We start from the raw sequence: 21,063 nt of genomic DNA, 5'->3' as shown, positions 1-21,063 counted from the left end.
TATAACAATTTAAATGCATAAAAAGGATTCAATATGAGCGAGGCATATATCATTGACGCCATTCGCACACCACGCGGAAAAGGTAAAAAAGATGGTTCACTTTATGAAGTCAAACCGATTACGCTCTTAACCACTTTGCTCAATGAACTAAAGAATCGCCATGATTTAGATACATCAAAGGTCGATGATATTGTACTCGGCTGTGTAACCCCTATTGGTGACCAAGGTTCAGACATTGCTAAAACAGCTGCAATAGCGGCAGGTTGGAGTAATGATGTCGCAGGTGTTCAAATCAACCGTTTCTGCGCATCTGGACTTGAAGCGGTCAATATGGCAGCGCAAAAAGTTCGTTCAGGATGGGAAGATATCGTGGTTGCAGGCGGCGTTGAGTCCATGTCTCGCGTACCAATGGGTTCGGATGGCGGTCCTTGGGCTTTAGACCCAGAAACCAATATGTCAGCCGAATTTGTTCCACAAGGGATTGGTGCAGACCTCATTGCCACCCTAGATGGTTATAGCCGTCAGGATGTGGATACTTTTGCAGAGAACTCACAAAAAAAAGCCGCCGCAGCGCAAGCAAATGGTTATTTCAAACAATCGATCATCACGGTAAAAGACAAAGCTGGTGTCACAATTTTAGCGCATGATGAATTTATTAAACCGACCACCACTGCGGAAAGCTTAGCCAAACTTAACCCAAGCTTTACCATGATGGGACAAATGGGTTTCGATGCGATTGCCCTACAAAAATATCCTGAAGTTGGACAGATCAATCATGTTCATCATGCGGGTAACTCATCAGGAATTGTAGATGGTGCTGCGCTAGTCTTGATTGCGTCAGAAAAAGCAGTGAAGGAATACGGTTTAAAACCACGTGCCAAAATATTATCAACGGCATTAGTCGGTTCAGATCCCACCATTATGTTGACAGGCCCTGCCCCTGCCGCACGAAAAGCTTTAGAAAAAGCAGGTTTAAGTATAGAAGATATTGATTTATTTGAAGTGAACGAAGCCTTCGCAGCGGTGGTTATGCGTTTTATGACCGAGCTGAAAGTCGATCCAACTAAAGTCAATGTCAATGGTGGTGCAATTGCTATGGGGCATCCATTAGGTGCAACAGGTGCAATGATTTTAGGCACATTATTAGATGAACTAGAACGTCAAGGCAAAAAGCGCGGCTTAGCAACTTTATGTGTTGGTGGCGGTATGGGCATCGCAACCATTATTGAATTGGTATAAGGAGAATAAAAATGAGTGCAATTCAATATGAAAAAAATACAGATCATATCGTCATTTTGACTTTAGATTCTCCGAATCAATCTGCCAATACCATGAATTCAGATTTTCGTGCTGCTTTAGAAGATACAGTTTCTAAATTAAAAGCTGACGCAGAAATTTCAGGGATTATTTTTCGTTCTGCCAAAAAAACTTTTTTTGCAGGAGGTGATCTAGATGAGCTCATTCAAGCTCAACCTGAACATGCGACCGCTTTCTTTCACATGATTCAGGACATGAAGGCGCAATTGCGCTATATCGAAACTCGCGGTATTCCTGTTGTTGCTGCGTTGAATGGGACAGCCTTGGGTGGTGGCTGGGAACTGGCGCTCTGTTGTCATCGCCGTATTGCTTTAAATGACGCTAAGGCTAAGTTCGGCTTACCTGAAGTGACGCTTGGTTTATTGCCGGGTGGCGGTGGAATCGTACGTATGGTACGCCTACTGGGTCTACAAAATGCATTTCCTTTTCTGATGGAAGGCAAACAATTTGGAATTGATCAGGCCAAAGCGTTAGGCTTAATTCATGATACTGCCGAAACCGAGCAAGAACTTTTTGATAAAGCTATAGCTTGGGTTAAAGCAAATCCAATATCACAACAACCCTTTGATGTAAAAGGCTACAAAATTCCGGGTGGTGATCCAAAAACTCCTGCCGTAGCACAAGTTTTAGCGATTGCCCCTGCCATGTTACGCGACAAAACCAAAGGATGTTACCCTGCGCCTGAAGCTATTATGGCTGCAGCAGTAGAAGGTGCTCAAGTAGATGTAAATACCGCACTAACGATTGAATCACGTTACTTCACTTATCTCGCGACCGGCCAAATTGCCAAAAATATGATTGGAACTTTCTGGCATGGTTTAAATGCGATTAAAAGCGGTGCAAGCCGTCCTCAGAATATCGAAAAATCTAACATGACCAAAGTAGGAATATTAGGTGCAGGTATGATGGGTGCAGGCATTGCGTATGCAACTGCCAGTAAAGGTATTCCAGTGATTCTAAAAGATGTATCCCTTGAAAATGCTGAAAAAGGTAAGGCCTATAGTCAGAAATTACTTGATAAAAAAGTGTCACAAGGTCGTTTATCAGCTGAAAAACGTGATCAAACCTTGCGTTTGATTACCGCCACGGCCAATGCTAAAGATTTACAAGGCTGCGATTTAATCATTGAAGCTGTATTTGAAAATCCTACACTGAAAGCGCAAGTGACTCAAGAAGTCGAAGCTTATTTAGCACCTGGTGGTGTGATGGCTTCCAATACCTCTACTTTACCTATTACTGAACTGGCTAAGGCCAGTCAAAATGATGCAAATTTTATTGGACTGCATTTTTTTAGTCCTGTCGATAAAATGCAACTGGTTGAAATTATCAAAGGGCAAAATACCTCAAGCGAGACTTTAGCCAAAGCTTACGATTATGTGCAGCAAATTGGGAAAACGCCGATTGTGGTCAATGATAGTCGTGGATTTTTTACCAGTCGCGTGTTTGGCACATTTGTGCAAGAGGGCTTACGCTTACTTGCAGAAGGTGTCCATCCTGCCAAAATTGAAATGGCGGCGCTCAAGGCGGGTATGCCAATAGGGCCACTTGCCATTCAAGATGAAGTCTCACTTACACTTTCAGAGCATGTCGCTGCAGAAACACGCAAAGCATTACAAGCAGAAGGCAAAAATTTAGCACGTTCAGGTGCAGATGATGTAATCGAAACGATGATTCATCAATTTAACCGTAAAGGCAAAGCGGCAGGTGCTGGTTTTTACGAGTATCCTGAAGGTGGAAAAAAATATTTATGGGCTGGCTTAAATCATTGGACAAAAGAAAATACAATTTCTGAACCAGACATGATTGATCGTTTCCTGTTTGTTCAAGCTTTAGATACTTTACGCTGCTACGAAGAAGGTGTACTAGAATCGGTGATTGATGCAAATATCGGTTCTATTTTCGGCATCGGTTTTGCCCCTTGGACTGGTGGTGCAATACAATTTTTAAATCAGTATGGTGTAGAAAAAGCCTTAATTCGCGCCAATGCTTTAGAAGCACAATACGGCGAACGGTTCCATGCGCCACAATTACTTCAAACTCAAGCTGCATCGGGACAACCCATTCAATAATCAAATGATCTAAGCTTAAAAGCAGATTACGCCTTTTTCAACTTAACGCCTGATGAAGATTATCAGGCGTTTTGTATTTAATCTTTTAGGGTTTATTTCCTATATTTTTGAATTGATAAAATATTCAGCCAAACATGCTCATTTATGTTATAAAATTACATCTACTTAGATTCTTTTTTATCCAATTTTAGGATGTACACATGTCTGATAATTCTTCTCCTGAAAAATCTCCATGGGGCTGGAAAGCTTTAATTATTGCTTTCATACTGAGTGCTTTTTTCTTGGGTTTTTTCTATCTTGCCGTAAGTAATGAACCCGATTACATGCCAAGCCAACAGCAAAAAAACACCCAACAACATGCTTTTAAAAATGCCCCTTCTATGTCGCAAGAAGCATTAGAAAAAGCCAAACAAGATCAGGCGAATCGTGAAGCAGGAACAGCACCTGTTATGACTGAAGGACATGCGATGAATGCAGAACAACATGCAGACATGAATATGGCTCAACCTGCTGAAAAGACTGAACAGGGTCATTAATTTAAGCTCAGCCTACATTCAATAAAAATGCCACATCAATGTGGCTTTTTTATGCGAAAATTTTAGAGCTAAACTCATTACTTAAACGAGGTAAAGCCTTGTCGCATATCAATATGTGGAATCCCGCAATCTAAATACTCAACACCTTCTTGCTTAAAACCCAATTGTGCATAAAATGGTAGGGCATGAACTTGAGCAGATAACTTTAAAAAATCACGTTCTTGCTGTTTGGCTTGCTCAATGATGGCTTGCATCAATAATTTTCCAATTCCCAAGCCGCGATAGGTCTTTAATACCGCCACACGCCCCACACTGTTATTTTTCAATAAACGTGCCGTCGCAATTGCCTGATTTTCATCATAAACGATAAAATGTAATGAAACAGCATCGTCGGTATCCCATTCATCCTGAGCAGCGATTTCCTGTTCTTGAATAAACACTTGCTCACGAATATGTTTGGCATCCTTTTCTAATTCAGCCCAACTGCCTGCGTATATTTTAAAATCTGTCGCCAACATGTGTTTTCCTCAAATAAAAGTGGCCTTGCAACCACTTAATTAATTCTAAACTAGACAACGCTCTAGATTCAAATACCTGCTGCCTCTCTGATCCTATAAAGCCATAAAGACAGTATTTTTATGATTTAACTTTCTCATTTGGATTAAATTATTGAAATTCAAAGATAAGGCTAGGTCATTTATTTTTATCCTTTACGCAAAGTTAAATAGACATTGCTCCTAGATTTAAAAATCAGCCTTGCATTTCAGCCACTCCAACCCGATATTAGACTCATCTATCAATACTTGAATTCCGCATGCCTGAATTGCCAGAAGTTGAAACCACTAAAAATAGCTTATTACCTTTAATTGATCAAAAAGTCATTGCTGTAGAAGTCCGTCAATCCAGTTTACGTTGGCCCATTCCTGACAATATACAAAAATTGTGCGGACAAAAATTAGTGAAATTGACTCGTCGTTCTAAATATATTATCGCGGAATTTGAGCAAGATACGATGCTATGGCATTTGGGTATGTCTGGGAGTTTTCGCGTTTGTGATGCTCATACAGAACTGCGAAAACATGATCATTTGATCATTCAATTTAACGATATGCAACTTCGCTACCATGACCCACGTCGCTTTGGTTGTATTTTATGGCTAGATGAATATTCTCAAACTAAACTGATTGATACTCTAGGGCCAGAACCCTTAAGTGAGGCGTTCAATGCAGAATATTTAATACAAAAATTGAATAAAAAAAATGTCGGTATTAAAGTGGCAATCATGGATAACCATGTCGTGGTGGGTGTGGGAAATATTTATGCCACCGAAAGTTTATTTCAGTTAGGCATTCATCCTGCACAACCCGCATCGAGTCTGACATCAAGTCAAATCGAAAAATTGGTGATTGAAATTAAACGCATCTTAAAACAAGCGATTGATTTGGGTGGGTCTACCCTGCGTGATTACAGTAATGCGATGGGAGAAAATGGTTATTTTCAGCAAACTTTACTTGCTTATGGTCGTTCGGGTGAAATGTGTGTGAACTGTGAAAGTACTTTAGAAAATTTAAAGCTCGGGCAACGTGCCAGTGTATTCTGTCCACAATGTCAGCCTTTAAAACAGGTTAAAATCATCGCGAAGCAAAGAGCACTTAAAGGAAATAAAATATGAAATCTGCGATCGTGCGTCATATTTTAGTCAAAAATAAAGAATTGGCAGAGCAACTGAAAAAGAAAATTCAGGCAGGCACAGATTTTGCCAAAATTGCCAAACAACATTCGACCTGTCCATCGGGGAAAAAAGGTGGTGAACTCGGGGAGATAAAAAAGGGACAATTGGTCGGCTCAATTGATAAAGCAGTATTTACATTGGCTGAACGTGAATTGCACGGTCCAATTAAAAGCCAATTTGGTTGGCATTTATTAGAAATTAAATTTCGAATGGATTAATCATTTGCTTCATTTTGCAAAAATTAGATTTTTTGGGAATGAATATTTTATTTTACACATTATGAAATGTTAAAAATCATAAAAAACGGCACATCGCATGCCGTTTTTGCTTACGCCTATTATAACGGTGGACGTTTTTTAAGTTCGTCACGAATTTCACGTAGCAATTCAATATCTGCTGGTGTAGTCGGTGTTTCTTCGGCTGGCCCTTCTTGTTTGCGTAAACGGTTCATCACTTTAACCAGTAAGAAAACCACCCAAGCCAAAATCAGGAAGTTTAAAAGAATGGTTAAAAAGTTACCATAAGTCAAAACATTAATACCCGCTGTTTGCAAAGCATCTAAGGATTGTAAGTTATTGGGGTTATCACCCAGTACAAAGAATTTCTGGGTGAAATCGACGCCGCCCCCTGTAATCACAGAAATTAAAGGCATTAAAATGTCTTTCACCAATGAGTCGATAATTTTACCAAAAGCACCACCAATGATGACACCAATAGCCAAATCCATCATATTGCCTTTAATGGCAAACTCTTTGAATTCTTGAATAATACTCATAATTTTCTCCAGTTTTATCTTTCGTAATTTTCTTTATTAAGATACTTAACACACCCGACTGCGCTCTTATAAGTTCGGCACAGCACAAAATCCATTATAATCTACTTGAAATGGCCTGTATTAAATATATTAAATTGCGAATTTTAAACAAAAAAGTGCCGTCAATTTTTGACGGCACTTCTGATACAAAACGTTTATCGTTAATAATTTAAAAAATTATTTACCACGGTTACGTTTACGATCATTTTCAGTCAACCAACGTTTACGAATACGAACTGACTTTGGTGTAACTTCAACTAATTCGTCATCTTCGATGAATTCAAGCGCTTGTTCAAGCGTGAAACGAATTGCTGGGGTTAACGTTAATGCTTCATCTGTACCAGATGCACGCATATTGGTTAATTGTTTCGCTTTAGTTGGGTTCACAGTCATGTCGTCAGAACGTGAGTTCATACCCACGATCATGCCTTCATATACTTCTAACTGCGGTTCAGCAAATAGACGACCACGGTCTTGTAAAGTGAACAATGCAAACGCTAAGCAAGTACCGTTCACCATTGAAATAAGTACACCGTTTTGACGCTTCGCTACAGTACCCGCTTTCGCTTTACCATAATGAGAGAAGCTTGAAGTCATAATACCAGTACCAGAAGTAATGGTTAAGAATTCAGAACGGAAACCGATTAAGCCACGTGAAGGAACAGTTGCTTCAATACGGATACGGCCTTTGCCGTCAAGCTCCATATTGGTCATTTCGCCTTTACGGAAGCCCATTTGCTCCATGATTGAACCTTGATGTTGTTCTTCAACGTCAAAAGTTACATTTTCATACGGCTCTTGGATTTCACCATCAATTTCTTTCATGATTACTTCTGGACGAGAAACACCCATCTCGAAGCCTTCACGACGCATTGTTTCGATCAAAACAGAAAGGTGAAGTTCACCACGACCAGAAACTTTAAAACGGTCTGGAGAATCAGTATCTTCAACACGTAAAGCTACGTTATGAATCAATTCACGATCAAGACGTTCACGAATGTTACGCGAAGTTACAAATTTACCTTCACGACCAGCAAACGGTGAGTTGTTGACTTGGAATGTCATCGAAACTGTAGGTTCGTCTACAGACAATGGTGGCATTGCTTCAACATTTTTCGGATCACAAATGGTGTCAGAAATGTTAAGAGCATCCAAACCAGTAATACATACGATATCACCCGCAGATGCATCTTCAACGTCTACACGGTCAAGACCATGGTAACCCATGATTTTTAAGATACGGCCGTTACGTGTTTTGCCTTCTTTATCGATCACAGTCACTTGGGTATTTGTTTTCACAGAACCACGTTGAATACGACCAATCCCGATTACACCTACGAAACTATTATAGTCAAGAGATGAGATTTGCATTTGGAACGCACCATCAACATCAACTTTAGGTGGTTCAACGATGTCTACAATTGTTTCAAACAATGGCGTCATGTCTGGCGCCAAGTTATCTACTTCAAGACCAGCAATACCATTTAAGCCTGAAGCATAAACCACTGGGAAGTCTAACTGCTCATCCGTTGCACCAAGGTTATCGAACAAATCAAATACTTGATCCATTACCCAATCCGGACGCGCGCCTGGACGGTCAACTTTGTTTAATACAACGATTGGTTTCAAACCACGAGCAAACGCTTTAGACGTTACAAAGCGAGTTTGTGGCATTGGGCCGTCTTGTGAGTCAACAAGAAGAAGTACACAATCAACCATCGACATTACACGTTCAACTTCACCACCGAAGTCCGCATGTCCTGGGGTGTCGACGATGTTAATACGGTATTCAGTATCTGTACGTTTATCTAACCATTTAATTGCAGTATTTTTCGCAAGAATGGTAATACCTCGTTCTGACTCTAAGGCATTTGAATCCATTACACGTTCAATCTCACCCGCGCGATCACCGAGAGCACCTGATTGTTGCAAAAGTTTATCTACAAGAGTGGTTTTACCATGGTCAACGTGCGCAATAATTGCGATGTTGCGGAGAGTTTTAATATCTGACATTTAAATATTCGATATGCTTGAAATCTGAGGGCAAATTATACAGAAAAATACTCACTTTTAGTAGTGACAGTTTATTGACAGTTACAAGTTTTTTTGACAAAACGGAGTTTTTTCAGTTTGTAATGTCCTGTAACTCGATTAGAATAACGCCAAATTGCTGCTGTACCTTTCTCAAATGTCTGATTTAAAAAACTCTCCCGCGCAAAAAGATGATCTCGATCTGGTTTACGGATTAGATGATCGCCCTCAACCATTTATCGCTTTTTTAGCGGCTCTACAACACCTACTGGCCATTATTGTGCCAATTGTTACTCCTGGCTTATTGATTTGTTTGGCTTTAGGCGTTTCAAAACAAGATACCAACATGATTTTATCCATGTCATTGGTCATTTCGGGAATCGCCACTTTTCTACAATGTAAAAAAGTCGGCCCTTTTGGTGCAGGCTTACTCATTGTACAAGGTACCAGTTTTAATTTTATTGGTCCTATTATTGGCATTGGTTCAGCCATGGTCGCTGCGGGCACGCCTGTTGAAGCTGTTATGGCCTCTATTTTCGGGGTAGTAATTGCAGGTTCATTTATTGAAATGGGCGTATCGCAAATTTTACCTTGGATTAAAAAACTTATTACCCCTTTAGTGACTGGTATTGTCGTTCTACTCATTGGTTTAACCTTAATTAAAGAAGGTTTAATCAGTATGGGTGGCGGTTATCAAGCCATGGGCGATAAAACATTCGCCAATAGTGATAACTTAATCATGTCATGCACAGTACTGGCGATTATTATTATTTTAAATCGCATCCGTATTACTTGGGTCAAAAGCTCAGCGATCTTAATTGCCCTGATTATTGGTTATGCATTAGCAGGTTTTATGGGGCATCTAGATTTTTCAGGTTTAAAAGATGCTCCGCTTATTCAAGTCCCAACACCGATGCACTTTGGTTTAAGTTTCTCTTGGAGCTTATTTATTCCGATGGCATTTATTTATCTGGTCACCTCTTTAGAAGCCATTGGGGATATTACGGCAACTTCTAAACTCTCTAACCAGCCTGTAGATGGTCCAACATGGATGCAGCGTATTAAAGGTGGCGTGTTGGTGAATGGTGCAAATTCTTTTTTAGCAGGTATTTTTAACACCTTCCCTAGTTCAGTTTTCGCCCAAAATAATGGTGTGATTCAACTGACAGGTGTCGCCAGTCGCTATGTTGGAATCTGGATTGCTGTACTTTTAGTCATTTTAGGTTTATTCCCCGCTGTTGCAGGTATTATTCAAGCTGTTCCACAAGCTGTACTCGGTGGTGCTGTTATGGTGATGTTTGGTGCTGTGGCTGCCTCTGGGATTAATATTCTTTCAGGTGTAGCATTAGACCGTCGCGCTTTATTGATTATTGCCATTTCTCTCGGTCTAGGTTTAGGCGTTGCACAAGTTCCACAAATTTTGGAACATTTACCTGAACTATTCCGTAATATTTTCAGCTCAGGTGTCGCGACAGGCGGTATTGCAGCATTGTTATTAAATATTATTCTTCCAGAGTCGAAGAAATAATTTCATTTCAGCATCAACTCTGCCCAGCATTGTCTGGGCAGAGTTTTTCAATGGCGAGATAAAAAATGGATCCAAGAAGTGAGGTTGTCATTCGACAACACGAATATCTTTCTGGGCGAGTACTTTTGGTCAATGCACCGACAGATGAGCTAGTATCTCATTTAGACCCAGAGATTACTGCGTCTTTATGGACATGGAATTTTAATGAGTTCCAATATTTTCAAGCACAACAATCCAAAGTGCATTTTGGCGTAAACTTGCCAGAAAACGATTTCGATCAAGCGATTATATTCGTACCGAAATCAAAAGAACTTTTAAACTACTTACTCCACAGTGTAGTGACTCGTCTAAAAGCGGGTGATTCAGTTTTCTTAGTTGGTGAAAAAAAAGGCGGCGTAGAACGTGCTGCAAAACAACTTCTACCTTTTGGCCAAGCCAGCAAACTCGATAGTGCGCGTCATTGTCAGATGTGGCAAATGACTGTTAAAGCCACGTTGACAGCGAAAAAACTCGAAGATTGGGCACAATATTATCCAGTACAAACACCTCAAGGTGAGCTCACTATTTGTGCACTACCGGGAGTGTTTAGTCAAAACCGCTTAGATATTGGCACGGCTGTTTTACTGCCTTTTTTATCTCAAGTGACATCGGGTAAAATTGCTGACTTTGGTTGTGGTGCGGGTGTAATCAGTGCTTATTTGGCGAAATTAAATCCCAAAAATCGAATTTTTGCGATGGATGTCGATGCCTTTGCTTTGGCCTCGACCAAAATGACTTTTGAGAAAAATAATCTTTCACCAGAGCAACTGGAAATTACTGCGGTGACTGGTATTGAAGATGCTCCCCTGTTTTTACATGCGATTGTCAGTAATCCACCATTTCATCAAGGTATTCACACCGACTACAATGTCAGTGAAAACTTGTGTAAAACTGCACGTCGTCATTTAAAATCAGGTGGTGAATTGTGGATGGTATCCAACCGCTTTCTCAATTATCCCGCTTTAATCGAACAAAATTTTGGTCAATGTACTACAAAAGCCGATCAGCAAGGTTTTAAAGTACTGTTCGCCCATACACAAAAGAAATCTTAAGGAATATTGATGAGCGATACAGGTCAAACGATGCAGCTACAGCGTAAGCTGGGTGCTCGCCATCTCAATATGATTGCCATTGGCGGCTCCATTGGTACAGGTTTATTCTTGGCTTCGGGTGCGACCATTGCCAATGCAGGTCCTGGAGGTGCATTACTTGCCTATGTCCTGATTGGCGTAATGATTTATTTCTTAATGACGAGTTTGGGCGAACTGGCAACACATAACCCCACTTCAGGCGCATTTTTTACCTATGGTACAAAATATGTTGAAGGTGGTTTTGGTTTTGCCTTGGGTTGGAACTATTGGTATAACTGGGCCATTACCGTTGCCTTTGAACTGGTCGCGGTTCAATTTATTATGAAATTCTGGTTTCCAGATATTCCCGGATTTTATTGGAGTGCGCTGTTTCTTGGCGTAATTTTTGCGATTAATGCCCTAACTGTCAAAGGCTTTGGTGAAACTGAGTTTTTCTTTTCATTGGTTAAAGTCATTGCCATTATTGTGTTTATTGTTATCGGTATCGCCATGATTGCAAAAATCATGCTCACACCCAATCTGGTCACTTTTTCCAACTGGACTAAAGGTGATGCGCCATTTGTCGGTGGCTTACAAGCCATGATTGGTGTCGCCATGATTGCTGGATTCTCATTCCAAGGCACCGAAATGGTGGGTGTTGCTGCGGGTGAATCAAAAGATCCGAAAAAGACTATTCCTATTGCCATCAAACAAATTTTCTGGCGTATTTTATTATTTTATATTGTCTGTATTTTTATTATTGGCACTTTAGTGGCTTATGATGATCCACGCCTCTTACAGGCAGCAGCCAGCGATAATATTACTCTTTCACCCTTTACCCTTCTGTATGAAAAAGCAGGGTTTGCGTTTGCAGCAAGCTTAATGAATGCCGTCATTTTAACGGCCATTCTATCGGCAGGTAATTCCGGCATGTATTCATCTACTCGTATGTTATTTGATATGGCACGTGAAGGTCGTGCACCGAGATGGTTTGCTAAGTTAGACCCGCGCGGCGTACCGATGAATGCGCTTTATGCAACCACAGCCATTGCTGCATTATGTTTCTTAACCACTTTTATTGGTGAAAAAGAAGTCTTTAACTGGTTGCTGAATATGTCAGGTATGTGTGGATTTATTGTTTGGCTCGGCATTGCAATTTCACACTATCGTTTTCGCAAAGGCTATTTGGCTCAAGGTTATAAGCTTCAAGATTTAGCCTATACCGCCAAATTCTTCCCTTTTGCACCGTGGTTTGCTTTTATTCTTTGCTCTATCATTATTCTAGGTCAAAATTACGAAGCCTTAATGGGTGGAAAAATTAATTGGCTAGGTCTACTTTCAACCTATATCAGCATCCCACTATTTTTGTTGATTTGGCTCAGTTATAAATGGAAATATAAGACCAAACTTATTCCCTATCAAGAGATGGATGTTCAGCCAGTACATGTTGAACGTGATGAAAATTAATTTACCATCACACGATGCCTGAATGTATAGCACTCTTCACTTTAGATTTACTCTCAGTGATAGAGTGCTATTTTATGATCTTTCAAGCTTGATTAGAAATTTTTTAACTGATCCATTTGATATTTGCTAAAACATGAGACATAAAAAAGCCACCCAAAAGGTGGCTTTTTTTCAGCTAGGCTGAAACAACAATTAACCTAGTTTCTTAGAAACATAGTCAATTGCAGATTGTACAGTTGTGATTTCGTTAGAATCTTCATCAGGGATAGTGATGTCGAAATCATTTTCGAAAGACATAACAAGCTCAACCAAGTCTAAAGAGTCAGCACCTAAGTCATCCATAAAAGATGCTTCGTTTTTAATCTCTTCAGCTTTAAGACCAAGTTGTTCTGCAACCGCTTGTTTGATACGTAGTTCGATATCGCTCACAGGAGTTCTCCTCATTGCTTGTGGCGTTTTTAATGCCGTTAGTTTAATTGAATATCTTGTTTTTGGAAAGTTTTATACTTGAGCTTAGCTCATATATAAACCGCCATTCACATGTAAAACAGTACCAGTGATGTAACTTGCTTTCTCGCTAGCTAAAAAGCTCACTGCATTTGCGATATCTTGTGGATCACCTAAACGGTTCAAAGCCACTTGATCACTCATTTTCTTGCGAATTTCTTCACTCAATTGCTCAGTCATTTCAGTTGAAATAAAACCCGGCGCAACTGCGTTTACGGTAATTTGACGACTGCCCATCTCTTTTGCAAGACTACGACCAAAAGCTTCCATTCCTGCTTTCGCTGCAGAATAGTTCGCCTGACCTGGATTTGCAAAATGTGCAACCACAGAACTAATATTAATAATGCGACCAAAACGTGCTTTCGTCATGCCTTTTAAAACACGTTTAGATAAGCGGTAAACGGCTTTCAAATGAATATTGAGAATATCATCCCAGTCATCTTCAGACATACGAAGTAACAAATTATCTTTGGTAATCCCTGCATTATTCACCAGTGCTAAAACAGGGCCATATTGCTGTTCAATTTCGGTTACCAATGCATCAATGGCAGTGCCATCACGCACATCTAACATTTTGCCTGCACCATTTTCAGCAAATGCTACAGATAATTTTTCTGCACCTGCCTCAGATGTTGCCGTACCGACAACAAAATAACCATCTAAAATAAGTTGCTGAGCAATGGCTGCACCAATTCCTCGGCTCGCACCTGTCACTAAGGCAACTTTGCGTTCTTGTTGTGTCATGCGATTTTCCCTTCAGCCACCAAAATGGTATTTAATGCATCTTCAAGACGGCTTTTGCTGTCCAGTGGCAATGCTTTTTCGATATGTGGTAAACGCTTTGCAAGATTAGCAAGTACATTACCTGGACCACACTCTACGATATATTGTACCCCTTGATCTTGAAGGTACTGCATGGTCTTGGTCCATTGCACAGATTGATATAATTGTGCGGTCAATGCCTGACGCAATGCTGCTACATCTGTTGCAATTTCTGCATTTACATTTTGTATTACAGAGAGGTTTGGCAGCTCAATGGCCGTTTGTTCCAAAGCTTGCGCAAACTTTTCAGCAGCTGGTTTCATCAATCCACAATGTGAAGGCACTGAAACGGGTAAGGCAATTGCCTTGCCGCTGTTTTCTTTCGCCAAAGCCATGACTGCTTCAACTGCCGCTTTTTCACCAGCAATCACCACTTGACCTTGTGCATTATAGTTAGCCGCATCTACTGAGCCTGCACCTTGTGCAGTGATCTGCGCGCACAACGCAATAACCTGCGCATCGTCTAAGCCTAAAATAGCGGCCATGGCACCCTGCCCCTGTGGAACAGCATCTTGCATGAGTTTTCCACGCAAGTTCACCAGCTTAACTGCATCACCTAGACTCATCGCACCAGCCGCGACCAATGCACTGTATTCACCCAGTGAATGACCAGCAAGATATTTAGGTGCAACACCACCTAATTCTAACCACACCCGCCATAATGCGATACTTGCAGTCAGCAATACAGGCTGTGTAAATTCTGTTTGGTTTAAACCTTCACCGCTTTGCGCAATCTGCCACAAATCAAAACCAATCGCTTCAGATGCTTCAGCAAAAGTATCAGTCACAGTGCTAAATTGTTCTGCGAGTTCAGCTAACATTCCCGCTTTTTGCGAACCTTGACCAGGAAAAACAAATGCAGTTTTCGTCGCTTGAGCAGCTTGCTCGAGTCGTTTAGACGACATATAAAAATCCTTTCATGAACCTAAGCTCGTTTATGGAGCGAAATTTAACACTTAATTTTTGTTTTGGTAATTGCCAAATACAACAAAAAACAGCAATAAAAAAAGGGAGCTTTCGCTCCCATTTTTTTCACTAAGCTTTAAGCCTAATGCTTCATCAATTATTCAGCAGATGCTTTAGCGAATAATTGACGACCACGGTAGATACCATCTTTAGATACATGGTGACGACGATGAGTCTCACCAGTAGCTTGGTCTACAGTTAATGCATTCTCGGTTAAAGCGTCATGTGAACGGCGCATGTCACGGCGAGAGCGACTTTTACGGTTTTGCTGAACGGCCATGATGGCTCCTTACAAAGATCGAAAAAATGGATCAGAACAAATTCAGTTGTCTTATACTTAACAGTATAACACAAAAATTAGTTAAGTTTACCCTTCAGATTTGCCAAAACATCAAACGGATTATCCCGTTTTTCTTCGACAATTTCCTCATCGGCAGGCTGGTGCTTATGTCTACAAACATCATGTTTGGGCGACAAAGGCATCAGCAATAACAACTCATCTTCTATCAGTGCGAGTAAATCAGCCGACGCAGGCGCATCAATGCTACCTTTTGTCGTTGCTTCACTTTCACCTAAGACAATGAAATCAGCATCCTCATCCAAGCGCTCTATCAGTGATTCATCATCCACAAGCGCTAAATGAAAGTCTGAAACGAGCGGAATTTCAACACTGTTTAGACAACGTTGACACTCCATTGGAACTTTCGTTTCAACATGACCACTTAACCATACGATACGATGATACGCATCCATTGATAGCTTACAGTCTATGTTAATCAATTGATGATCAATTGATCCAACAGCTTCACGGGAAATGCGAACAAAGCGAGACAATGGCAGGGTACCTGACCATGTAAAGCCTTGCTCAGCCCATTTAAACGGCTCAATCTGTGCCGGAAAGGTATTTGCTGACATAATTAAGGCGGCAATTCTACAAATTCATGGGTACTCTGTCAAAGATTAAGATACAATTTTGTACTTATTTAGACAGATCATTTGGGTAATACAAGTCATGCATCAGTTGCAGCCGCAACCTGAAGTCACCACTTCATTACATTTAACCACTCATTCAACCCCAAATTTTGCAGCGTGTTTAGACCATGTGCAACTTTTATCATGGGCTAATCTACAAAAAGAAGTTCAACAAGTCGATTGGCTTATACTACACTTTAATCACTGGTTTTCCCACCTAAATGTGATGCTTGTGCGTGGAGATTGTGAACCTGAATATTTTCCTGCAACATCAAATCATCCCGCCCGAATTCAATTTGCCCATGGTTTCTTTAATAGTGCTCTGCATGAAATCAGTCATTGGAGCATTGCTGGCGATCAAAGGCGTTTGTTACCTGACCTAGGTTATTGGTATGCACCCGACGGTCGGACGGCGGAACAACAAGCTTTATTTGAACAGGTCGAAATTAAACCGCAAGCCATTGAATGGCTCTATGCCAAAGCCTTTGGTCGAAAATTTCAGGTTTCTTTAGATAATTTAACGGGCGATGGCGGCAATGGCAGTCATTTTAAAGACCATGTTTATGCTCAAGTTCAACAATATTTTAAAGGCGAAGCTCAACTTCCACGTGATACTGCATACTTTATTCGGTGTATCTGCAACTGTATACGAAGTGGCAAAACATTACAAAGTGATGAGTTTCAACGCGAAATGTTAGATTGAATTACATAAACCCATCACAGCTTGAATGCAAGACTTTGTAAACTCAGTAGATAATGCCTAATAAACATCGGGAGAAAATAATATGCTGCATCTAAGAATACATCCTGATAATCCTCAACCTCGTTTAATCAGCCAAGCAGTAGAACGTATCCGAGCAGGCGATGTAGTGGTCTACCCCACCGACGCCGCTTATGCAATTGGTTGTCAAATCGGTAATAAAAATGCCATGGAGCGTATTTCACAAATTCGTGGTTTAGGTCCAAAACATCAATATGCTATTTTGTGTTGCGATTTATCGGATATTGCAACTTATGCCAAAGTCGACAATGCCATGTATCGCTTACTTAAAAGCAATACCCCTGCGGTAACCACTTTCATTTTACCTGCAACCAGTGAAGTGCCTAAACGTTTAATGCATCCGAAAAAGAAAACCATTGGTTTACGTATTCCAAGCAATCCAATTTGTCGAATGTTATTAAGTGAATTAGATGAGCCTTTACTCACCAGTACGCTGATTCTTCCCCATCAGCAAGACCCTTTAGACGATCCTTATGAAATTGAGATGGAACTGGGCAAACGGATAGATGTTTTTATCGATGGCGGACTGGGTACGTTAAGTACCACCAGCATTGTCGATTTATCTGGTGAGCATCCTGAAGTCATTCGTCGCGGTGTGGGTGATGTAAGCGCTTTTGAATAAGCGCTTTATTTTACGTTGTTGAATACTGTAGAACCAATTACAGACATGTTATGCAATGCTCCAAATAATCCAGTAATCATTAAAATCACGCCATCTTGCCCTGTTTGTTCATTCAATTACTCAGGGGAACCTTTTAAATTATTTTGCTACTTGAGTGGTTAAATCAGTTAATCGTTTCTTCTGTTTACCATCCATATCAAAATTTTCAGGACTTAACCACTGTTGATATACCGTTTCTAAGCTTGACCATTCTTCATCTAAAATGGAAAACCATGCCGTATTGCGATTTCGACCTTTGGCTATCCGATCTTGACGAAAAGTTCCTTCATACTGGAAGCCAAAACGTAAAGCTGCGCGTTTCGACGGTTGATTTAATTCATCACACTTCCATTCCACACGCCGAAAGCCCTGCTCAAAACATGTTTTCAATAATAGATAAATCACTTCGGTTGATGCAGTTGACTGCTTCATTTGATGTGAAAAATAAACATTTCCAACTTCAATAGCACGATGCGCAGAACGTTCATTAATCAAGCCAATCCAACCAACAATCATATGATTGACTTCAATTAAATAATGCACAGTTCCCTTAAAGCCAAAATAGTCTTCTAAAGCAATGTGTAGTTCTTCAGCACTCTCAAAATTTGAATACGGTAAATATGTCCAACAACGACGATCCTCTTCCGTTTTTACACACTGCCAAATTTGTTGAACACGCTCTTCATTGAGTGTCGTTGCTGACAAATAATGTAATGTGACATTCTTTCCATATAGATTTTCGACTAAGAGATGGACGGGTAAAGAATTAGATACAGGAACACCCACAATTTGACCATATTCATTTTCTTGTACTTTTTGATAATGCTTCATATCTAATCACAAAATATTTCATTCATTTTATTTTGCACAAAAATTTTCTTTTATACTAGAAAAGATATATTTAACAATAACATTTTGCTGATTGTTGTTGTCTCAATAAATATTCCCTATTTATTTTAGGTTTTTCGTCGTTTTATTGAATTTGCCAATTTATTTGAAGTACATTTTCCTTTAGACTATGCGAATTAATTCTGTGCTTTTTCTCATCACCCTTATCCATCCTGAAAGCTGATCCGAAATAGCATCTTCATGCCTTTGAAAATTCGCGTGGCCTATAACTGTAATGAATCAACCGATCCATAGTCCTATGGAGCAAGCTTCACACATCCGTGTTATGGATGAGTGGCAAGAATCATTTCCAGAGGATTTATACATTCCTCCTGCTGCATTCGAAATTCTGCTTGAACATTTCGAAGGACCACTCGACTTTCTGATTTATCTGATTCAAAAAAATGGTTTTGATTTATTACAGCTTGATATTGCACCCATTGCAGCTCAATATTTATCTTACATGGATGCAATGAAGTCGCTCAATATCGAGTTAACTGCTGACTATATGGTGATGGCAGCGTTATTGGCTGACTTAAAATCGCGTTTACTGCTTCCAAAACCAAAAAATATTTCTGCGCTTGAAACTGATCCTAAACAAGAATTGATCGATCGTTTAGAAACCTACTTAAGAGTCAAACAAGCCGCAGAACGTCTAGGTCAAATTCCTGTATTAGAACGTGACACCTTTCCAACCAATGTTAGTTTAGGGCAAAGTACACATCATAATGAAGGCTACGAGATTGCTCAGTTACGTGATGCTTTATTATGTGTATTTAATCGTCCAGAACCAATTACGCATCAAATTTTACAAGAACCGGTATTACTTGAAGAACGGATCGCTTTTATTGAACGTTGTTTACGCTCAGGTGAAATATTACATTTTGAAAACCTACTTAAACCCAGTCAAGGTCGCATGGGTATAGTCGTGACCTTCATGGCTATTTTAGAACTTACACGCCAGCAAAAAGTGAATATCATTAGCACTGGTATTGAAGCACCTCTTAGCATTCAAGGTGTGCTAGCATGAACAATAATCAAGTTTTATCTTTGTCGGTTGCAGACAATCAGCATGAAATTTTAATGCAGCTTGAAGCTATTATTTTTGCCAGTGAGACAGCTGTTTCCCTTGCACGCTTAAAAGAAGCATTTCAAAATACTTACAACAAATCTGAGTTGCGTCAACTTTTACAACAACTGGCCATGCTACAACATGGTCGATCGATTGAACTCATTGAAACTGCACAAGGTTTCCGTTTTCAAGTTCGGGCTAAATATCGCAATGTCATTACTCAAGTATGGCCAGAACGACCAACTCGTTTATCGCCAACTTTGCTCGAAACACTTGCTGTTGTTGCTTACCATCAACCCGTAACTCGAGCAGATATTGAACAAATTCGTGGAGTGTCAAACAATAGTCAAATTTTAAGATCATTGTTTGATTGGAACTGGATTAAAGAATCTGGTTTTAGAGAACTCCCAGGAAGACCTGCGTTGTTAGTTACAACGCCACAATTTTTAAATGCATTTGGCCTAGCGTCTTTAAGCCAACTGCCTCCCCTACAGGATGCCAAGGAAGCTTTTATGGCGCTCGATGCTCACGCACCGAAGTCATAAATAGGTGAACTGTTGATGATAATTTCTAAGGTTATGCTGTCATGAGTGAAAAATTACAAAAGGTGCTTGCACGCGTTGGTCTGGGTTCTCGCCGTTATATGGAAGAAGTCATTGCCGCTGGACGTGTCAGTATCAATGGAAAAGTGGCCCAAGTGGGTGAACGTATTGAACCTGCTGATGAGCTTCGCATCGATGGTCGCAAGGTACAATTCCAGATTGAAGATGAAATTCGTCGTCGCGTTCTGATTTATTACAAACCAGAAGGTGAAATTTGCTCTCGCAATGATCCAGAATCTCGTCCAACCGTATTTGAACAGCTTCCTTCTATTCCAGGTGATCGCTGGGTCATGGTCGGTCGTCTAGACATTAACTCGAGTGGGCTTTTACTGTTCACAAATGATGGTGAATTGGCGAATCGTTTAATGCACCCTTCAAATGAAATTGAACGTGAATATGCCGTGCGCGTGATGGGTGAAGTTACACCACAAATCAAAAAAAATATGACTCAAGGTGTGGTTCTAGACGACGGTCCAGCCAAATTTGAATCATTCTCTGAAATTGGTGGTGAAGGCATTAACCGCTGGTATCAAGTCGTAGTCAAAGAAGGACGTAACCGCGAAGTACGTCGTATTTTTGAATCCCAAGGTCTTAAAGTCAGCCGCTTACTGCGTACTCGTTACGGTACAGTCATTCTTCCACGCGAACTTCGTACGGGTCGATGGATAGAACTTGATAAAAATGATATCGACAACTTAACCAAATCGGTTGAGTTGAAGCCACGTCAGGGCACAGGTCTTTTCGGTATGGCAAAACGCCGTAACGAACGTATGCAAGATAAACCCATGGCAGCACGTCGTGGTGGTTACTTACGTCAGCAACGTCGTGATACAGATGGTGAAGCTCAACAAACAGAACAACGTCGTGAGCCACGTCAAACTGGTGCTGAGAATACGCGTAGCGATAAGCCTTTTAATGCTCGCGCTGTCCGCACAGATAGCCAGAACAATAGCCATTTTAACAAACGTAATGACCGTTCAGAACAACGTAATGATGACCGTGGTCATCGCGTAACGCATGAACGTAACGGAAACACGATGGATAACGAAAACCGTGGTGAAAACAAATTTGCTCAACGTAAACCTTTTGGCATAAATAAAGGCTTTAAAAAGTTTTAATGATGCAAAATTTTAAATCAAAGTAGTTTATTTTATTAAATGCCAATCAGTTCAATATTGATTGGCATTTT

General features: G+C 40.3%; 22 protein-coding genes. 13 read left to right on the top strand and 9 right to left on the bottom strand.

The window, feature by feature from the left end; all coding sequences use genetic code 11:
* The first annotated feature begins 33 nt into the window (after positions 1-33).
* The 3 genes from GA0116959_RS12625 to GA0116959_RS12615 all read left to right on the top strand — a co-directional run bounded on the left by GA0116959_RS12625 (position 34) and on the right by GA0116959_RS12615 (position 3,922).
* Complete coding sequence (locus GA0116959_RS12625; RefSeq protein ID WP_092720973.1) at positions 34-1,239, top strand: acetyl-CoA C-acetyltransferase; 1,206 nt, start codon at positions 34-36, stop codon at positions 1,237-1,239.
* Between the two features lie 11 nt (positions 1,240-1,250).
* On the top strand, positions 1,251-3,386 hold the full coding sequence (locus GA0116959_RS12620; RefSeq protein ID WP_092720972.1) for a 3-hydroxyacyl-CoA dehydrogenase NAD-binding domain-containing protein: 2,136 nt from the start codon (positions 1,251-1,253) through the stop codon (positions 3,384-3,386).
* 200 nt (positions 3,387-3,586) lie between these two features.
* Entirely contained in the window at positions 3,587-3,922 is a 336-nt protein-coding gene (locus GA0116959_RS12615; protein ID WP_092720971.1) for a hypothetical protein, read from the top strand.
* Between the two features lie 77 nt (positions 3,923-3,999).
* Here the strand turns inward: GA0116959_RS12615 and GA0116959_RS12610 are convergent, their stop codons facing one another.
* A complete protein-coding gene (locus GA0116959_RS12610; RefSeq protein WP_092720970.1) occupies positions 4,000-4,440 on the bottom strand; it encodes a GNAT family N-acetyltransferase in 441 nt (146 codons plus the stop codon).
* Positions 4,441-4,736: 296 nt separating this feature from the next.
* Here GA0116959_RS12610 and mutM point away from each other — a divergent pair, with 296 nt between their 5' ends.
* Both mutM and GA0116959_RS12600 read left to right on the top strand, forming a co-directional pair.
* Positions 4,737-5,594, top strand: coding sequence for a bifunctional DNA-formamidopyrimidine glycosylase/DNA-(apurinic or apyrimidinic site) lyase (gene mutM, locus GA0116959_RS12605; RefSeq protein WP_092720969.1), 858 nt, complete (start codon positions 4,737-4,739; stop codon positions 5,592-5,594).
* Positions 5,591-5,872, top strand: a complete 282-nt coding sequence (locus GA0116959_RS12600; protein ID WP_092720968.1) for a peptidylprolyl isomerase — start codon at positions 5,591-5,593, stop codon at positions 5,870-5,872. Before mutM ends, GA0116959_RS12600 begins: the two co-directional genes overlap by 4 nt.
* Before the next feature lie 119 nt (positions 5,873-5,991).
* Here the strand turns inward: GA0116959_RS12600 and mscL are convergent, their stop codons facing one another.
* Entirely contained in the window at positions 5,992-6,429 is a 438-nt protein-coding gene (gene mscL, locus GA0116959_RS12595; RefSeq protein ID WP_053578609.1) for a large conductance mechanosensitive channel protein MscL, read from the bottom strand.
* Positions 6,430-6,645: 216 nt separating this feature from the next.
* Positions 6,646-8,481 (bottom strand): translational GTPase TypA, encoded by a 1,836-nt coding sequence (typA, locus tag GA0116959_RS12590; RefSeq protein WP_053578610.1) that lies wholly within the window; start codon positions 8,479-8,481, stop codon positions 6,646-6,648.
* Between the two features lie 175 nt (positions 8,482-8,656).
* Between typA and GA0116959_RS12585 the strand changes: the two genes are divergently transcribed.
* From GA0116959_RS12585 to GA0116959_RS12575, 3 genes are all read left to right on the top strand, one after another.
* Entirely contained in the window at positions 8,657-10,027 is a 1,371-nt protein-coding gene (locus GA0116959_RS12585) for a uracil-xanthine permease family protein (protein ID WP_092720967.1), read from the top strand.
* 65 nt (positions 10,028-10,092) lie between these two features.
* Entirely contained in the window at positions 10,093-11,118 is a 1,026-nt protein-coding gene (locus GA0116959_RS12580) for a methyltransferase (RefSeq protein ID WP_092720966.1), read from the top strand.
* 9 nt (positions 11,119-11,127) lie between these two features.
* Positions 11,128-12,603 (top strand): amino acid permease, encoded by a 1,476-nt coding sequence (locus GA0116959_RS12575; RefSeq protein ID WP_092720965.1) that lies wholly within the window; start codon positions 11,128-11,130, stop codon positions 12,601-12,603.
* A gap of 192 nt (positions 12,604-12,795) precedes the next feature.
* On the opposite strand, the gene acpP is transcribed toward GA0116959_RS12575, so the two are convergent.
* The 5 genes from acpP to GA0116959_RS12550 form a co-directional block, all read right to left on the bottom strand.
* Positions 12,796-13,032 carry an acyl carrier protein gene (acpP, locus tag GA0116959_RS12570; RefSeq protein WP_004651013.1) on the bottom strand — a complete coding sequence of 79 codons (237 nt, stop codon included), beginning with the start codon at positions 13,030-13,032 and terminating at the stop codon, positions 12,796-12,798.
* Positions 13,033-13,116: 84 nt separating this feature from the next.
* Positions 13,117-13,854, bottom strand: coding sequence for a 3-oxoacyl-ACP reductase FabG (fabG, locus tag GA0116959_RS12565; RefSeq protein WP_092720964.1), 738 nt, complete (start codon positions 13,852-13,854; stop codon positions 13,117-13,119).
* Complete coding sequence (gene fabD, locus GA0116959_RS12560) at positions 13,851-14,837, bottom strand: ACP S-malonyltransferase (protein WP_092720963.1); 987 nt, start codon at positions 14,835-14,837, stop codon at positions 13,851-13,853. Before fabD ends, fabG begins: the two co-directional genes overlap by 4 nt.
* Positions 14,838-14,995: 158 nt before the next feature.
* Positions 14,996-15,178 (bottom strand): 50S ribosomal protein L32, encoded by a 183-nt coding sequence (gene rpmF, locus GA0116959_RS12555; RefSeq protein ID WP_004279227.1) that lies wholly within the window; start codon positions 15,176-15,178, stop codon positions 14,996-14,998.
* Between the two features lie 77 nt (positions 15,179-15,255).
* Entirely contained in the window at positions 15,256-15,813 is a 558-nt protein-coding gene (locus GA0116959_RS12550; RefSeq protein WP_053578616.1) for a YceD family protein, read from the bottom strand.
* Positions 15,814-15,910: 97 nt separating this feature from the next.
* On the opposite strand from GA0116959_RS12550, the gene GA0116959_RS12545 reads away from it, so the two are divergent.
* Positions 15,911-16,573: an elongation factor P hydroxylase gene (locus tag GA0116959_RS12545; protein WP_092720962.1), complete on the top strand. Its 663-nt coding sequence runs from the start codon at positions 15,911-15,913 to the stop codon at positions 16,571-16,573.
* An 82-nt stretch (positions 16,574-16,655) separates the two neighbouring features.
* On the top strand, positions 16,656-17,273 hold the full coding sequence (locus GA0116959_RS12540) for an L-threonylcarbamoyladenylate synthase (RefSeq protein ID WP_053578618.1): 618 nt from the start codon (positions 16,656-16,658) through the stop codon (positions 17,271-17,273).
* A 138-nt stretch (positions 17,274-17,411) separates the two neighbouring features.
* On the opposite strand, the gene GA0116959_RS12535 is transcribed toward GA0116959_RS12540, so the two are convergent.
* On the bottom strand, positions 17,412-18,143 hold the full coding sequence (locus GA0116959_RS12535; protein WP_092720961.1) for a GNAT family N-acetyltransferase: 732 nt from the start codon (positions 18,141-18,143) through the stop codon (positions 17,412-17,414).
* 292 nt (positions 18,144-18,435) lie between these two features.
* On the opposite strand from GA0116959_RS12535, the gene GA0116959_RS12530 reads away from it, so the two are divergent.
* The 3 genes from GA0116959_RS12530 to rluB are packed head-to-tail and all read left to right on the top strand — an operon-like array spanning position 18,436 to position 20,992.
* Complete coding sequence (locus tag GA0116959_RS12530; protein WP_092720960.1) at positions 18,436-19,230, top strand: segregation and condensation protein A; 795 nt, start codon at positions 18,436-18,438, stop codon at positions 19,228-19,230.
* Positions 19,227-19,817, top strand: a complete 591-nt coding sequence (gene scpB / locus GA0116959_RS12525) for an SMC-Scp complex subunit ScpB (protein ID WP_092720959.1) — start codon at positions 19,227-19,229, stop codon at positions 19,815-19,817. The genes GA0116959_RS12530 and scpB overlap by 4 nt, the downstream gene beginning before the upstream one ends.
* A gap of 41 nt (positions 19,818-19,858) precedes the next feature.
* Positions 19,859-20,992: a 23S rRNA pseudouridine(2605) synthase RluB gene (gene rluB / locus GA0116959_RS12520; RefSeq protein ID WP_092720958.1), complete on the top strand. Its 1,134-nt coding sequence runs from the start codon at positions 19,859-19,861 to the stop codon at positions 20,990-20,992.
* Positions 20,993-21,063: the final 71 nt, after the last annotated feature.

Source organism: Acinetobacter albensis (assembly GCF_900095025.1).
In the GTDB taxonomy this organism is placed as follows: Bacteria; Pseudomonadota; Gammaproteobacteria; order Pseudomonadales; family Moraxellaceae; genus Acinetobacter; species Acinetobacter albensis.
This window is presented reverse-complemented; position numbering and strand designations above follow the sequence as displayed.